9 protein-coding genes are annotated in these 17,709 nt (G+C 48.4%); all 9 read right to left on the reverse strand.

From position 1 onward, the window contains the following. Positions 1–2: 2 nt before the first annotated feature. On the reverse strand, positions 3–1,346 hold the full coding sequence (gene plsY, locus PUE40_RS06520) for a glycerol-3-phosphate 1-O-acyltransferase PlsY (RefSeq protein ID WP_277672260.1): 1,344 nt from the start codon (positions 1,344–1,346) through the stop codon (positions 3–5). Positions 1,347–1,348: 2 nt separating this feature from the next. After that, positions 1,349–2,671, reverse strand: a complete 1,323-nt coding sequence (gene der, locus PUE40_RS06525) for a ribosome biogenesis GTPase Der (protein ID WP_154553642.1) — start codon at positions 2,669–2,671, stop codon at positions 1,349–1,351. Beyond that, complete coding sequence (ftsY, locus tag PUE40_RS06530; protein WP_154553643.1) at positions 2,664–3,560, reverse strand: signal recognition particle-docking protein FtsY; 897 nt, start codon at positions 3,558–3,560, stop codon at positions 2,664–2,666. The genes der and ftsY overlap by 8 nt, the downstream gene beginning before the upstream one ends. Before the next feature lie 21 nt (positions 3,561–3,581). Further along, on the reverse strand, positions 3,582–7,136 hold the full coding sequence (smc, locus tag PUE40_RS06535) for a chromosome segregation protein SMC (protein ID WP_277672261.1): 3,555 nt from the start codon (positions 7,134–7,136) through the stop codon (positions 3,582–3,584). Positions 7,137–7,139: 3 nt separating this feature from the next. Further along, on the reverse strand, positions 7,140–7,829 hold the full coding sequence (gene rnc / locus PUE40_RS06540) for a ribonuclease III (protein ID WP_277672262.1): 690 nt from the start codon (positions 7,827–7,829) through the stop codon (positions 7,140–7,142). Next, entirely contained in the window at positions 7,830–8,840 is a 1,011-nt protein-coding gene (gene plsX, locus PUE40_RS06545; RefSeq protein ID WP_277672263.1) for a phosphate acyltransferase PlsX, read from the reverse strand. 90 nt (positions 8,841–8,930) lie between these two features. Further along, positions 8,931–9,965 (reverse strand): dual-specificity RNA methyltransferase RlmN, encoded by a 1,035-nt coding sequence (gene rlmN / locus PUE40_RS06550; RefSeq protein WP_154553647.1) that lies wholly within the window; start codon positions 9,963–9,965, stop codon positions 8,931–8,933. After that, on the reverse strand, positions 9,965–13,090 hold the full coding sequence (ileS, locus tag PUE40_RS06555; protein WP_277672264.1) for an isoleucine--tRNA ligase: 3,126 nt from the start codon (positions 13,088–13,090) through the stop codon (positions 9,965–9,967). The genes rlmN and ileS overlap by 1 nt, the downstream gene beginning before the upstream one ends. A gap of 196 nt (positions 13,091–13,286) precedes the next feature. Beyond that, the gene (locus PUE40_RS06560) at positions 13,287–17,219 is read right to left on the reverse strand and encodes a hypothetical protein (RefSeq protein ID WP_277672265.1); all 3,933 of its coding nucleotides are present in this window, start codon (positions 17,217–17,219) and stop codon (positions 13,287–13,289) included. Positions 17,220–17,709: the final 490 nt, after the last annotated feature.

The raw sequence follows: 17,709 nt of genomic DNA on the forward strand, positions 1-17,709 counted from the left end.
ACTCATTCCTCTTCTATCGTTTTAATTCTAAATGTCTCATCCCGCAGCATTTCTTCCACGGTCTTCAGCGCATCTTTGTCCTTGGACCGGGCATTCACGGTCACATCCTCGTTGTGGGTCAAGGTATTCACGGTTTCAGGCTTCTCCAGGTATACGATTCGATGGGCCCGCAGTTCTTCCGGAAGTTCCTCCCCTGCGTCGCCCAGCACCAGGACAACGGTCTGCTCGGTTTTCCCCATCAGCTTCACGCATTTCTTCCATGCCGCTTCGTCCGCCGGATCCATTATGATACAGCTGCGGTTGTGGACCGCCGTTTTCGCGTTTGCCGTAAAACGAAGTCGTTTGCACAACAGGATGTCCGGCAGTAAATCCGAATGACGGGTATCCGTCAGGTGATGCATTTCTTCTTTATTCCGAACGTAGAACACCACGTTGTGTGCCTGATACAGAAGCCGGTTGGCCAGGGCCAGGGCCGAAGGCGTTTCGCCGATTACCGCAATCCGCTTCCGGTCGCTTTCCCGCATCTTCGGAATCGTTACATCACTGAAGTAATCCATCGGTTCTTCCGGAGCTTCCAAAGCCTCGTCTTCCGGATTTTCTTCTTCCGGATTCTCCTCCGGAACCGCTTCCAACTTTCCTTCGCAGCTGTTTTCGAAAACAACCGGCTGTGGGATCGGTTCCTCCGCTTTTTCGAAAGCACCCGATACCTCCGAGGCTTCCGCTTTTGACTCGGTTGTCTCCGCATCTTCCTTTTTGTTTTTACCGCCGAAGCTGAGAGACGGTTCCTCCCGGCGAATCAGGCGCTGAATATTGGAGCGGTGCATTACGATTACCGTAACCGCCAATACGATGGCCATCGGAAGCACCGACGAGTAATAGTATTCAATTAAGAACGGATAGGATACCGCCGCCGTGATGGACCCCAGGGACATCTTCCGGCTCAGTGCGGTTACCGCAATCGCAATCAGAATCAGTGCAAAGGCGCTGGGCCAATCCAGAGCCAGTGCCGCACCCAGGGATGTGGCCACCCCTTTTCCGCCCTTGAATTTATATAGAGCCGGAAAAATATGACCGTACACTACGCAGATGAATGCAATCATGGCACCGATATCTCCGTAATTCAAACCGATGCGCACCGCAACGTATCCCTTCAACACATCAATGGCGAGAGTTGCCACTGCCGCTTTCACCCCCAGCACCCGAAGCACGTTGGTGGTTCCCGCGTTTCCGCTGCCCTCTTTCCGGATATCGATTCCGTGAAGCCGACCCACCAAGATGGCCGGGGAGATATTTCCCAGAAAATACGATACTATCGCAACAATAATGATTTTAAATTGAAACGGCATCCTTAATTGTCTCCTTTTTTCTCGTTATACACAAATTTCACCGATGTTCCTTCGAAATCATAGGCTTCTCTCAGTCTGTTTTCCAGATAACGAGCATAGGAAAAATGCATCAATTCTCTGGAGTTGATATTGAAGGAGAACAGTGGCGGCGCAACCCCAATCTGTGCCGCATAATAAATCTTCAGTCTCTTGCCCTTGTCCGACGGCGGCTGACGCATCATCACCGCATCTTCAATCAGGTTGTTCAGCTTGCCGGTGGTGATTCTTCTCATGCGGATTTCCTGAATAGCAGCCGCTTTTCGAAGAATATCGTAGATTCGGCGCCCCTGAAGAACCGAGGTGAACAGAATCGGTGCGTAGGAAGCGAACAGCAGTTCGGCACGAACCTTTCGCTCGTAGTCCCGCATGGTGTTGGTTTCCTTCTCTACCAGATCCCATTTATTGATGACGATCATCATGCCCTTGCCGGCCTCGTGGGCAATACCTGCGATTTTTTTGTCCTGCTCCGTAATGCCCTCCATGGCATCGATCATCAGGATGCAGATATCGCAGCGCTCAATGGCCGCGATGGCGCGGATGACGCTGAATTTCTCGATGGAGTCGTACACCTTGCTTCGTCTCCGAAGTCCCGCCGTGTCAATCAGGGTAAAATCATTTCCCTCAAAACTGAACGGAGTATCGATGGAGTCTCGGGTGGTGCCGGCGATTGGAGATACGATCACACGGTTTTCTTTAGTCAGTGCGTTCACCAAAGAGGATTTGCCCACGTTTGGTTTTCCGATGATGGCCAGCTTGATGTTCTCCTCGTCTGCCTCGTAATCTTTGTCCGGGAAACCGGACACGATTTCATCCAGCAGGTCACCGATGTTCAGCATATTCGCCGAACTGATCGGAATCGGCTCGCCCAGACCCAGCTCATAAAAATCGTAGATGGTATCCGGCATCTTGGACGGATTGTCAATCTTATTCACCACGAGAATAACTTTCTTTCCGGTACGGCGCAGGATTGCCCCTACCTCGATGTCCGCCGTGGTGAGGCCTTCTTTTCCGTCCACCATGAACAGAATCAGGTCCGCCATATCCATGGCAACCACCGCCTGGTCTCTCATCTGGGAGAGAATCGGATCGTCCGTGCTGGCCTCGATACCGCCGGTATCGATGATGGCGAACTCTCGTCCGTTCCATTCCGTCTCCGCATAGATCCGGTCCCGGGTAACGCCCGGCACGTCCTCCACAATGGCCTTTCGTTCTCCGATAATACGGTTGAAAAATGTGGATTTTCCTACATTCGGCCGTCCTACGACCGCTAGAATTGGTTTACTCATCGAATATCTCCTCCGCAAATTGTGTTGGATCGAATTCCAACAGATCATCAATACCTTCGCCAACGCCAATATACTTAATCGGAATATCGAATTGATCCGTCACCGTGATGGCGATTCCGCCCCGGGCCGTTCCATCCAGTTTGGTCAAAACCAACCCGGTAATCTCCGCAATTTCCGAGAACTCCTGCGCCTGACTCACCGCGTTCTTACCGGTGGTGGAGTCCAGCACCAGCAACGTCTCTCGGTGCGCTTCCGGATATTCCCGGTCGATGATTCGGTTCATCTTCTCCAATTCCTTCATCAGGTTCTTTTTATTCTGAAGACGGCCCGCCGTATCGCAGATCAGCACGTCCGTTCCCGCTGCCTTTGCGGCCTGAATCGAGTCGTAGATTACCGCCGATGGGTCCGTGCCCTCTTCGTGACGAATAACTCTCACGCCGATTCGCTCGCCCCACTGCTGCAGCTGTTCCGCCGCCGCCGCACGGAAGGTATCCGCCGCCGCCAGCATGACAGACCGGCCGGATTTTTGGCACAGGTTGGCAATTTTTCCGATGGATGTGGTCTTTCCGCCGCCGTTGATGCCAATCATCAGGATAATCAGCGGGTTTTCCTTACACAGCTGATTTCGTTCCCCCTTATCCACCAGATCCGCGATAACGCTTTCCAACGCTTTCTGCACTTCCTCCGGTTTCGTAATGTAGCGGGCGTTCACCCGTTCCCGGAGCTGTTCCATAATCTTCTCGGTGGTATCAATTCCGATATCCGAAATGATTAGGGATTCTTCCAGCTCATCCAGAAAATCCTCATCCAGATTCGGGTTGCCCACGATTACGTTGGTAATCTTCTCTCTAAATTTCGCAAAGGTTGATTTTTCTTTAAAAATACCCATTTTTGTTCCTCACTGTTCCGGTTAGTCCAGATCCAATTCCCGCGCATCCTCCAATTTGAGAGACAGCATCCGGGAAATGCCCTGTTCCGGCATCGTTACACCATATAGCACATCCGCATGTTCCATCGTCACCTTTTGGTGGGTGATAATTGCAAACTGAATTTCATGGAAATTCTTTAAATAATCCGAGAAGCGCTCAATATTCGCTTCGTCCAATGCCGCTTCCACCTCGTCCAGAATGCAGAACGGCGTCGGTTTCGTCTTCAGTACCGCGAACATCAGTGCAATGGCGGTCATGGTTTTCTCTCCACCGGACATCAGGTTGATGTTCTTTAACGATTTCCCCGGCGGCTGCGCGATGATATCGATTCCGGAATCCAACGGATTCTGTTCATCCTCCAAACTGAGTTCCGCATGACCGCCGCCGAAAAGCTCTCGGAAGGTGCTCTCAAAATTCGTTTCGATTCGTTCGAAATTATCCTTGAACCGTTCCCGAATGGTTCGGTCCATGCTCCGGATAATGCCCTGCAGTTCATCCATGGCCTTGGTCAGATCCGATTCCTGGGTGGTCATGAATTCATATCGACGGCTCACATTTCGGTACTCTTCAATTGCAGAAATGTTGACGTCGCCCAGCTCCGCCATACGCAGCCGAATCTCCCGGGCTTCTTTGTTGCCGGAAGTGATGGCAAAATCCTCGGAACGCAGTTCCAGAGCCTCCGCGTAGGACATCTCGAATTCATCCCACAGCTTATCCTTCTGAGAAGAAAGCAGTGTCTCGTTCTTCGCATTCTTAATTTCCAGCTTATATTTCCGATCCTGCATGTCTGTGACATTTCGGGATATGGATTTCTGATTCTCGATTCTGCGCTCCTGATCCAACCTATTCCGATCCATATCTGCGGTCAGCTGAACCTCTCGGTCTTCCAGCGCTTTCTTTTCCGCTTTCAGAGCGGTTTCCTTTTCGTCGGACTCCGCTCCGGAAGTGGTGAGCAGCAGTCGCTGTCGGTTCTGCTCTTCGTACTCTTCTTCGGCGGAATTCAACGCATCTTCTTGTTCGGTAATGTCGTCGATGATTCGCTCAATGGTCTCGTTCATGGCCAGAATCTTCTGTTCCTGTTCACCGAGCCGAACCTTGTAGGAAACCACCTGTTCCTGACACTCTTCGGAATCCGAAGAGTACCGTTCCACATCTGCACTCAGCTGTTCCGACTCATCTTCCATGCGTAGAATTTCTTTTTCCGCTTCGTCAATCTGATTCTTGTAACGAAGAATCATGTCCTCCGCCCGCTTCAAATCATCCTGTATATTCTCCAGTTCCTCGGAATAGCGGGAGGTCGCGGTATCGCTTTCTTTTACCAAGGATTCGGCGTGATCCTTCTCGCTCTTTAATACGTTGAGCTGGACTTCCAGTTCTTGAAGCCGCTGCGTCAGCTTCTTTCGCTCTTCCCTCGCCGCATCCCGGGAGTGAACGCATTCCTCCCGGAAGGCTTTTCCCTTCTTCTGAGATGCGTGAAGAGATTCAATTTCCCGGTCCAGTGCAGCAATTTCCTTCTTTCGCTCCAGAAGATTGGCGGATTTATTCCGATATCTTCCGCCGGTAATGGCACCGCTGGAGGAAATAACTTCTCCTTCCAGGGTCACGATTCGAAAACCGCCCGGCGCTCGCTTTGAAATCGCCACGGCACAGTCCATGTTGTCGGCAAGGATTACCCGGCCCAGCAAGTATCCGTAAATATCCCGATACGCCGGCTCAAAATCAATCATTTCCGCGGCAATGCCTAGATATCCATCCATGTGCTCCGCCGCTCCCGGCGATATCGGACGGCTGTGAATCGACGCAATTGGGAGGAATGTGGCTCTTCCCGCCCGAGTGGACTTCAGCCATTCCACGGCCTGTTTTGCGGAGCGGTCGTCCTCGCACACGATGTTCTGCATGGCACCGCCCAATGCGGTTTCAATCGCCAGCTCATATCCGTCCGGCACCGACATCAGCTCGGACACCGTCCCAATCACGCCCCGAAGGTTCTTCTGCATCACCGCTCGAACCGCGTTGTTGTATCCTTCGTAGTTATTTTCCATCTCTTCGATGGTATTCCGCCGCGCCGTCCGACGATTCACCTGAAGCAGAATTTCTTCCAGCCTCTTGGACGCTGCCGCGATTTTCTCCTCATAGCGGTGAATCTCCTCCGTGTGGGATTCCACCGTACGGCGAAGATTTTCCTGCTCCTCTACTTTTTCCGTAAAAGCAGTCTCCATCTCCTCCAGGCGTGCCCGGTTCTGCTGAAGTTGCTCTTCCCGTCCTTCACTCTCCGACGAAATCTGCTCCAGACGGTCTCGCAGGGTCTTCTGATAATTCTTTAATGTGTTGATTTCCGCCTGCCTGGATACGTTCTTATTTCCCATATCCATCGCGGATTCCCGGTTCTGTTCGATGCGCTCCCGGAGAATTCCGGTTTTCTTGGTTCGCTCGTTCAAGCGCACCACCGCATCCTGAAGCTCCCGGCGATATTCTCTTTCGGTTTGCTCCAGCTCGTCGGCATCCTTTTCCATGGACTGCCGCTTTTTCTTTAAATCGTCCAGTTTCTCCGTCGTGTCGGAAATAATTTCCTGAAGGCGATTTAAATTGGTTTCAATATTGTTCAGCCGTTCGGAGTTAATCTGTCCCCGATTGGTAATCAGGTTCAGTTCTTCCGTCTTCTCTCGCAGCTGCCGATTACACTCCTCGTACTGCCGGCTGAGCTCTGCGTCCCGAATACGGCATTCTTCCACCTGACGGTCAAGCGCTGATTTTTGCTCCAGCAATTCATTGTATTCCCGCGTCAGTTCCTCCAGTTCGGTCTTTCCGCTTTCTACATTGCGTTCCAGGTTTCCGATGCTGTGCAGGATGATATTCACCGCCAGCACCTTATACCGATCTCGGAGCCGGATATATTCCTGAGCTTTCTCGGAATCCTCCTTAAGGCCGCCGATGCGGTCTTCAATTTCCGAAATGATATCGCGGACACGTTCCAGATTGTCCGATGCAGACACCAGCTTCCGCTCCGCATCCTGCTTGCGGGTTTTGTAGGAAACGATTCCCGCCGCCTCTTCGAAAATCTCCCGTCGGTTCTCCGGCTTGGTGCTGACAATCTCCTGAATCTTACCTTGACCGATAATAGAATATCCGTCAACTCCGATTCCGGTGTCCATGAACAGTTCCCTTACATCCTTCAGGCGGCAGTTGTTTCCGTTAATCAGATATTCGCTCTCTCCGGAGCGGTACATCCTCCGCGTTACCGCCACCTCGTTATAGTCAACCGGCAGCATTCCGGAAGAGTTGTCGACAACCAGAGATACCTCCGCCATCCCCTTCGGCTTCCGGCTGGTGGTTCCGGCAAAAATAACCTCATCCATCTTGTTGCCTCGAAGCTGCTTCGGGCTCTGCTCTCCCAACACCCATCGAAGGGCATCGCTGATGTTGCTCTTTCCGCTGCCGTTCGGGCCGACGATACAGGTGATTCCATCATTCAGTTCAATGCAGACCGGGTCCGCAAAAGACTTGAAACCCTGCATCTCGATTCGCTTAAATTGCAATGATTAAACCCCTTTCATCAGCACTTTTCTGGCTGCTTCCTGTTCCGCCGCTTTCTTGCTGTGTCCGGAACCGGTCGCCAGAACGGCATCGTCTACTTTTACCTGCACCGTAAAAACCTTTCGATGATCCGGCCCGCTTTCCGAAACCGGTTCATACTGGATTCTTACATTCTTATATCGCTCCTGCAGCTTCTCCTGCAGAGCGGTCTTATAGTCATGATATAGTTTTCCCTGCAGCGCCAGCAAGATATTCTCTTCGAACAGCTTCAGCACCACCCGGTCCGCGCAGTCGTAACCGCTCTCCCGAATAATCGCACCGATGATGGCTTCCACCGCATCCGCCAAAATGGAATCCTTCTCCCGGCCGCCGTACATCTCTTCCCCGTTTCCCAGAAAAAGAAAGTCGCCCAGCCCGATATTCCGGGCAATGGTCGCCAGCGAACGCTCGCAGACAACATTAGCGCGGGTCTTGGAAAGGACCCCTTCCGGCTGATTCGGCATTACCTCGTACAGCTTGTTTCCGATGATGGCATCCAGATACGCGTCTCCGATGAACTCCAGTCGTTCGTTATTTTCCGAATACGCCAAATCATGCTCGGAAGCATAGGAACTATGCGTTAGAGCATGAGCCAGCAATTTTTTGTCTTGAAAAGAATATCCCAGATTGCGTTCCAGGACTGAGTAATCCTTCATCTATTCCTCTCCCGAAGATTTTTCCGTAATCGCATTCTCAATCAATGCGGTAACGTCTTGTTCCACATACGGAACCGCCTTTAAGATTGCATTGTATACGGCATTCGCCTTGGAGCTTCCGTGAATCTTCAGTACCGGGCCCTTCAGTCCAAGGATTGGAGCACCCCCCTCTTCGGAGTAGTCGAACTCTTTCTTGATTTCTTTCAGCTTATTGTAGGACAACAGCGCGCCGGCTTTTGCCGCAAGGCCTTCTGTCATCTTCTGCTTAATGCGCTTCATCACCGCAAGAGCCACGCCCTCGGAACTTTTCAGGAACACGTTTCCGGAGAAACCGTCCGTTACCACAACATCACAGCATCCGAACGGCACATCTCGGCCTTCGCAATTTCCCTTGAAATTGATGTCCGCATTTCGAAGGAGCTCGAAAGATTCCTTGTGAAGAGGATCTCCCTTCTCTTCTTCCGCGCCCACGTTCAGAAGCATCACTTCCGGATTCTCGATGCCTTTCACCTTTTCCACAAAAATACTTCCCATAATGCCGTACTGAAGCAGGTATTCCGGACGGGACTCCGCATTGGCGCCGCAATCCAGAATCAGGGATGTATCGTTCATGCCGATCTTCGGAAAGAACGCTGCGATTGCCGGTCGCTTGATGCCGCGAATTCTTCCCAGAATCAGCAAGCCCGCAGAAAGCAGTGCGCCGGTGCTTCCGCCGGAAATGAATGCATCCACTTCCCCTTCTTTCAGCATGCGCATTCCCTTAGAGATGGAAGAATCCTTCTTCTTCCGAACCGCCATCGCCGGCGACTCGTTGTTGGAAATCACTTCCGTTGCATTTACGATTTCAATATTATCTCCGTTCCAGTTCAGGGCCTGCAGGCACTCGTTGATGCGCTCCTCCCGGCCGATGATGGAAACGGTGCCGGAAATCTCCTTTGCCGCCTGAACGGCACCCTTTACGATTTCCTCCGGTGCATGGTCTCCTCCCATGCCGTCAATCATAATATTCATAGTTTTCTCCTGTTTTTGTTCAACAAAACCTAATGTGATATTATATCACACTTCTTTGGTCTTTGTCTTTCAATAATCTATAAAAGAACGTTAGCGCAGGCGAAGTTGTCCGCAAGCCGCATCGATATCGGCACCCAAAGTCCGTCGAACCGTCACCGCAACGTGATTCTCTTCCAGGATTCTGCGGAAGCGCTGCACCGACTCTCTGTTCGGCGTATCGTAACCGGTGCCCTCTACCTTGTTCAGCGGAATCAAATTCACGTGGGTTTGCCAGCCCTTCAGCCGATCCACCAGTTCCAGCGCATTCTCCCTCGAGTCGTTAAACCCATCAATTAAGGCGTACTCGAAGGTAATCCGTCTGCCGGTAACCTTCGCATATTCCCGGCAGACTTCCATAAGCTCATCGTATCCGTACTTGCGAGTCACCGGCATGGACTGCCGGCGAATCGCCTCATTCGGTGCATGAAGGGAGATGGCCAGGTTTACCTGAGGGAAATCCCCCATGAACTTTCGAATTCCCGGAATCACGCCGCAGGTGGACACGGTAATGTTTCGGTAGCTGAGGTTGTATCCGTCGGGATGATGAATCAGTTTCAGGAAACCGGCCATGTTTTCATAGTTGTCGAAGGGCTCGCCGATGCCCATCATCACCACGTGGTTGATGTCCTCTCCCGTCAGGTTTCGCATGGCCAATACCTGGGCCAGCATCTCTCCCGCCGTCAAACTTCGGTCCAGCCCCTTTCGTGTGGATGCACAGAAAGTGCACCCCATCCGGCAGCCTACCTGGGATGAGATACAGATGGAATTTCCATAGCTGTATTTCATAAATACAGATTCCACCCGGCTTCCGTCCCGGAATTCGAAGAGGCACTTGCGCGTGCCGTCGGTTCGGGACTGCTGGTCGTATATCACCCGGGGAATATCGATGCAGTAATGCTCTTTTAGTTTCTCTCGAAAGGTTTTCGACAGGTTGCTCATTTCATCAAAGTCACAAACCCCTTTCGACAGCCACCGGAAAAGCTGCTTCGCCCGGAACTTTTTTTCACCCAACTCAGAAACGACCCCGACTAATTCGTCGGGATCGTTTCCAAGTATATTCTTTAATTCTGTATTTGAATTGTTCATTATACTCTTTCTACTGCAATGCCGGTATCGTGACCGTTAATATCGAATACCTCGATGCCTTCCTTCGCAACGATCTCGTCTGCCAGCGTCTCAGACATGATATGGTCCTTCGCTCCGTTAACGGCATTCTGAATCTCTTCGTCCGCAGCCAGATAGATTCGGATGTGATCCATCATCTCAAAGTCGTGCTGCTTTCTCAGCTGCTGTACCTTGGAAATGATTTCACGAACATATCCTTCATCAATCAGTTCCGGTGTCAGAGTGGTTTCCAGAATGGTAAATACGTTGTTCTCCATGCCAACCACGAAGCCTTCCTTTGCGGAAATACGTACATCCAGGTAATTTTCCGGAATCTCGTAGTCTTCGCCGCCCAGGTTCATGGTTACGGATCCGCCCTGAACTTCCGCAATCAGCTTCTTGGCATCGCATTCTGCCAGCTTCTTGCCGAATTCCTTGACGTTCTTGCCCAATGCCTTTCCGGCTTCACGGAAGTTTGGTTTGATGGAGAAGTTCATGTATTTATCCAGTTCCGGTTCAAATACAACGTTCTTTACGTTGAGTTCTTCCTGAATCAGCGGAACCAGGTCGCTGATGATGGATTCGTAGCTTCCGTCGATGATGACTTCCTGAAGCGGCTGACGAACCTTCAGCTTTTCCTTTTCACGGGTTCCACGGCCCAAGTTCACCAGCGTTTTTACCAGACCCATTCTCTCCTCAACCTTCTCGTCAATCAGATTCTCATCTGCTTCCGGATAGTATGCGGTGTGAACGGTTTCTTTTCCGGTGAGCTTGATGTACATCTCATCGGAAATGAATGGTGCAATCGGTGCAATCAGTTTCGCAACACCCACCAGAATCTCGTAGGTTGTGGCGAATACACTCTTCTTATCCTCATCCATCTCTTCTGTGTAGAATCTTCTTCTTGCCCGGCGAATGTACCAGTTGGACAGATCCTCTACGACGAAATCGTTGATGGTGCGAACCATTCTCATATGCTCATAGGAATCCAGCGCAGCGGTGGCTTCCCGGATGCACTTGTTGTATCTGGAAATAATCCAGCGGTCCAGCTCCGGACGATTCTCGTACGGAACCTGAAGGGATGCCACATCCAGATCCTCCAAGTTGGAGTACAGCACGAAGAAGTTGTAGATGTTTTTCAGGGTTCCGAAGAACTTGCTGACTACTTCCTTAACGCCGTCCTCATCGAACCGGGTTGGGGTCCATGCCGGAGAGGTGGATACCAGGTACCATCTCAACGCATCTGCGCCGTATTTGTCCAGCAGTTCAAACGGAGAAACCGTATTTCCTCTGGACTTGGACATCTTCTTTCCTTCTTTGTCCAGGATTAGGTCATTAACCAGTACGTTCTTGTACGGTGCTCTTCCCATGATGAATGTGGAAATCGCCATCAAGGAGTAGAACCAACCTCTGGTCTGGTCGATACCTTCGCAGATAAAGTCTGCCGGGAACAGCTCCTTCTCGAAGCGTTCCTTATTCTCAAATGGGTAGTGCCACTGAGCATACGGCATCACACCGGAGTCGAACCAGCAGTCCATAACTTCCGGGATACGGGTCATGGTCTTACCGCATTCCGGACAAGTGAGATGAATGTCATCCACGTACGGACGGTGCAGATCGATGGTCTCCGGATCAACGGCTTCGACGCCTTTTTCCTTCAGTTCTTCTCTGCTGCCGATACATTCCAGGTGACCGCATTCACAACGCCAGATTGGAATCGGAGTTCCCCAATATCTGGATCTGGAAATTGCCCAGTCCTTGACTTCTGCCAGCCAGTTGCCGAAACGCTTCTCGCCGACGAAAGGCGGGTACCAGTTCACGGTGTTGTTGTTCTCTACCAGCTGATCCTTCAGCTTGCTCATCTCAATATACCAGCCCGGCTTTGCATAGTAAACCAGCGGTGTGCCGCATCTCCAGCAGTGCGGATAGTTGTGGACCATCTTCTGCTTGGAGTATACCTTGTTCTCTCCTGCCAGATACTTGAGAATCTCAACATCCAGGCCATCTTCCATTACAAAGCGGCCGGCCCATGGAGTCTCGGTAAATCTGCCCTTCTCGTCTACCGGTTTTGCAAACGGAACGTTGTAGCGACGACATGTGTTGTAGTCGTCTTCACCAAATGCATAAGCGGTGTGAACCAGACCGGTACCGTCCTCGGTGCTGACATAATCCGCACATGCAACGAAGAACGCCTTCTTGTCTCCGTCTTCCATCTTTACGAAAGGCATGAGCTGCTCGTATTCCTGATACTCCAGATCCTTACCCTTCATGGTTTCCAGAACTTCATACTTGCCTTCTCCCAGCACCTTGTCTGCCAAAGCCTGAGCGACAATCAGCACGTTGCCTTCTTCCGGTCCTTCCAGCATCTTCGCACGGATGTAATCCACTTCCGGACCAACGGTAATCAGCACGTTGGACGGCAGGGTCCACGGTGTGGTGGTCCATGCCAGGAAGTACTCGTTGTCCATGCCCTTGCGCTTGAACTTACAGGTGACGGTCAGTACGGAAATCTCCTTGTATCCCTGTGCAACCTCGTGGGAAGCCAGACCCGTTCCGCAGCGAGCGCAGTACGGCTGTACCTTGTGTCCTTCATAGATCAGTCCGGCATCGAAGAACTTCTTCAGAATCCACCAGCCGGATTCAATATAATCGTTCTTGTATGTAATATACGGATCATCCAAGTCCGCCATGTATGCCATGCGGTCGGACATATCCGTCCACATGCTGGTGTACTTGAATACGGACTCACGGCACTTCTCGTTGAATTCCTTAATGCCGTACTTCTCGATGTCCTGCTTTCCGTTCATTCCCAGCTGCTTCTCAACCTCAATCTCAACCGGCAGTCCGTGGGTATCCCATCCGGCCTTTCTCTTAACCTGGAATCCCTTCATCGTCTTGTACCGATTAATGGAGTCCTTCAGAGTTCTCGCCATAACGTGGTGAATACCCGGCTTACCGTTTGCTGTCGGTGGTCCTTCGAAAAAGACGAAGCTTGGGCAATCTTCTCTTTCCTTTACGCAGCGGTCCAGAAGGTCAATGTCTTTCCAATGATTAACCTGTTCCTCCTGGGTTTCTGCGACGGATTTTTCTGATAAATTCTCAAACATGTTCCAATTCCTTCCGTCGATTTATTGAATGAATAAAAAGAAATGTGATTATTCGGAGGTTTCCGGAGAATCATACTTCTTTTGACCCAATCTAAAATTAGTTTCTAACTAATACAATATAGTATAAAATTTATTAAAAGTCAACAATTAATGCAAATGCAGGGAACAATTTCCTGCCCCTGCATTCGCAATTTAACTACTTTACTTTAACCTTCTTTGTTCCGGACCAAGATCCGTAGTATGTCTTACCGTTAATTTTCTTATAGCTTCGAATTTTCGTGTAATAATACTTCTTCTTAGAAAGTTTCTTAATGGTCTTGGAAGAACCTGTACTTGTGTAATACTTTGCCTTTTTCGTTCCCTTCTTCAGAACATAAATCTGATAAGTCTGACTACCACCACCAAGTTTCTTCCACTTTACGGTGAGTTTCTTCTTTCCGGCTTTGACAGAAGGAGTCTTCATCTTTGCCGGGGTGATAACGTATGTTTTCTTTATTGTTCCTTCATAATCATTAATTCCGGTAACGGTTACGGTATATGAACCCAAATTCTTTCTTCCGGAAGAATACGTTACCTTATACTGATCGGTCGGAACTTCATCATCATCTTCTCCGTACACTTCTACACGCGGAGTATGAACCTTTCCGTTATACGTATACTTCGATGCAGAAAGATATACATCTGCAATCTGAGTCTTCGTTTCAGGCTTTGGCGGTTCTGACGGTTCCGGTTTGGAAGGTTCCGGTTTTTCCGTGTTTCCTCCACCTTCACTCGGGTCGGTGTACTTCTTTACAACATTAAAGGAGAATTTCGCTTCGCCGGTGTATTTGGAACCGGTTCCTCTTACTGTAAAGGAATAAGTTCCCGGCTTAGAGATTTCACCGGTATCTCCTTCCAGAACATAGTCTTCCCCTTCATTCAGTCTGGTAGAAGTCTTAAAGCATCGAATTCCTTCGATCCTAAGCTGAACCGTCTGAGTAGCGGACAACAGACTAAGCTCCTTATCGTAAATCGGTTCCAGTGCTCCGTCAGTAGAAATATCACATTTCTTGATTTCAACCGTTCCCAGTGTTCCGGATTTACCATTGTATTCGCTGTTTCCCTGCACCTCATAAACGATGGTATATGTTCCCGGATTGTATCCGACTACCTTATCCAGTTCATCCGGTGAATACATATAGTTTTCGTCCTTCAGACCGATTGTCAATGTACCGCCTGTTGTTTCTGCCTTCTTGCAGAGCTGCTGATCCTTTCTGTTGTATTCCAAGTTTTCTGCCAGTGTTGCGGTAACTACCGGATCTTTCTTTTCTTCCGGTTTTGGATTCTCTGTAGAACCACCGCCTGTTCCCGGATCCGGAGTTTCGCCCGGATTTGGCTTTGGTTTTTCTGTTTCACCACCGCTTGGTTTATCCGTGGATTCTTCCTTCGGAGCATATACTGTATAGGTTACAGCCTTTTCGCCGGTAAAGTTTCCCTTTCCCTTTACGATAATGGTATGATTTCCCGGCTCGGTTGTTGTGGTATCTCCTTCCAGCGTGTAATCTGTTCCTTCTTTCAGTGGTTCATCATCAAGTGTTATGTTAAGAACCGGAGTAATTTCTTCCCCCTTATTGGTCTGATCGAATCGATAATTTCCATCTTTCAGACCAATAGACGCTGTTGTGATTTTAAGCGGCTGAACAGTGAAGGTCTTCGTAATGATATCACTGTCTGAATACTCATCGTTTCCGAGAGCTTTACATCTTACTTCATAGGTTCCTGCATTTTTTGCTTCCGGAATAGTCTCTGTCCATTCTTCCCCGTTTACGCTGTAAACAATCTTGCAGCCATACGAACTGCTCTTGCCGGAGAAGAGAATAACTCCATCCGGAGAATAGGTGCATGTCTCTTCTTCGCTGTAGGATTCAGAAATATTTGCCTTTGGCTTCGCTTTTTCTCGGATTACAACGGTATGCTCCCTCTCCGGAATATCCGAATATCCCTCATTTCCTTCTACCTTATAGGTAATCTTGTATGTTCCCGGTTTCTGCACCTTCTTATAAGAACTTGAACTCCATTCTCCATCATTAATCTTATACTTAAATGTTCCGTTTTCACAAACGAGGAGATTGAAAATCGTAATAGCCTTTCCATTATACTCTTGGTCTTCGGCAAATTTAATATCAAATGTTGGAGCTGCGGCCGTAACGTGAATCGTCTTTGTCTTTTCCGGAATTTCCTTAAAATTCTTCGAGCTTGGAACCCGGTAGCTTACCGTATAATCCCCTGCTTTAGTTGCTTTCGGGCATTCCGTTGTCCATTCTCCGTCATTTACCTTATATTCAATCTTCTGTTCATAATTTATTCCTGCCATAAGAGCCGGAGACTTGTCGTTTCCTGTCTTATGAACGAGATATACTTTGTTGTCATAAGCGATGGTATCATCTGCAAATTCTGCATCGCATTTTGGTTCTGCCTTTTCAATGGAGACGGTATATTCTTCCGATTCCATCGGGAGAACGTAAGGCAGTTCTTCTGTCTTATACCGCACCTTATGCTCGCCTGCATCCATTGCAGTTGCTTCAGATGTCCATTCCCCATCATCTACTTTATAGTAAATTGAGTTTCCGTTTCCTGTTGCTTTTTCTACCAAATCCTGGTTATTTCCGTTATACACAAGCCCCTTCTTAAAGGATACAGAGACTCTTGGCTGGCATTTCTTAATTTCGACTTCGTGAGTTTTTGCCGGAACGTCGCTATAGTTCTTATCTCCATCCACACGATAGGAAATGGTATACTTGCCCGGCTTGCTTTCAGTCGGAAGTGCATTAGACCATTTATCGTCCTTCGAGCTGGAGAACATCAGCGTACCACCTGTTGTTTCTGCCTTTGTTACCAGTTTAATATCCTTCCCCTGTGCATCGTAATCCACTACCAGGTCTTCCGGATTCTTAAATTCAACATTTACTACCGGAGTTGCTTTCTTAATAGTTACAGTCAGTTCTTGTTCTGCCTTATCCCGGTAATAATCCGTTCCTTCTACCTTATAGTAAATTTTATACTCTCCCGCATCGGTCGCAGTTGGAATCTTCTCGCTCCAGTCTGTCTTATGTGTTTTCCATTCCCCTTTTCCAGTATCCTGGTTATACACATACTCTTTCTTATCCATACAATACAGTAGCTTACCACCGGATGTTTTCGATTCGGAAACTAAATTCTGAGATTCCTTATTGTATGTTAAATCTGCCGGGGTTACAGTTACTTCCGGGGTGTATTTCGCCTCTTCCCATTCTTTCTTTGCTTGGTTGACCTTATCTAAATATGGCTTTTCGAAAGCATTTACTTCTTTCAGCCATTCGTCTGCGGTATAAACCTTTTTTTCTGATGAAAATTCTACATCAGCATACCCAAAACGTGCAGCATAAGTGTTTTTATGCTGTCCAAAACCAACCCCCGTACCAGTAGACATGCAAAGTTTATAATGACCAACTTGATCTTCAGAATTCGGCTTTATATATTCCACTTTTCCTTCGTGGTTGCCGTAACCAGCATCATAATCTGGCTTTTCTGAATCATACCAGAGTTCTATCGGGTTATCGCGAATATTAGTAAAACAAAGACATTCTCCGTATCCTTTATTGGGCATTCCGCCAGCTTCCCAAAGCACATGACCGTTGCTAAATCCACAACCACTAGTAATTGCACTAGACATCATCGCTGTCGAAATTAATGTTGGGCAAAGTTTCAATGGAGCATGTGCTTTTTCTTCAGTGGAAAAATTATTATCTTTAGCTCTTCTATTGTTTAATGAGTTTAACCAATCGGCTTGCTTTTTTAATTTTTCAAAAGAAAACAGTTCTTTATTCATTCCTTCTTTTGTTTTTTCATAACCTGTTCTTACTTTTTCGTTTTTAGAATTAGAAAGTGCTTTTTTTTGATCCTCTATTTTCCAATTATCTGGCATTAAATCATCTAGAAATTTAATAGGAGCTTGCTCATACTCTTTTAAAGCTTGCTCATATTTTTGCTTTGCTTTATCAACATTTACTATTAACTCGCTGTCAGAAGCATAGACGGGAGTTAATAACATAGAACCAGTTAAAGCCATTGTTAAAAAGAATAAAAAATATTTTTTTGCTTTTTTAATCATAAATCGCACCTTCTTACCTTATATCAATATTATTCTTACGCCTCTCTCTCGTTGGCATAGTTTGAGGATAATCTACCAACATTTAAAGCGTTGTAGTTGAAAAACATCTACGGTCATTATAACACTTCAGCAATTAACATTTTTCTTCGAATAGGAATATATGCAAGAAAAATACATCTTCCTATTCAAACTCCCTCTTTAAATACTACAAAACAAATGAGCAAGCATTCCGCCTGCCCAATTGAATGTACTCTTCTACAGCTCTTCCGCCTTATAGATATTATATCCCTCATAGTAATAGCTGTGATTGATTCCTTTCATATCAACAACCTGCTGTATTTCTTTCTTGAACATCAAGTCGAGTCATATGCGCATGCTTCTGCCATTCCCTTCTCTGAACGAATGGGCAATATTCACCGTTCGTAGGCTTCCTGCAAAATCATATATTTCACCAAAAAGCACTCTGTGAATCTCCGAGAGTGCTTCGAAA

The organism is Mogibacterium kristiansenii (assembly GCF_029224645.1).
In the GTDB taxonomy this organism is placed as follows: domain Bacteria; phylum Bacillota; class Clostridia; order Peptostreptococcales; family Anaerovoracaceae; genus Mogibacterium_A; species Mogibacterium_A kristiansenii.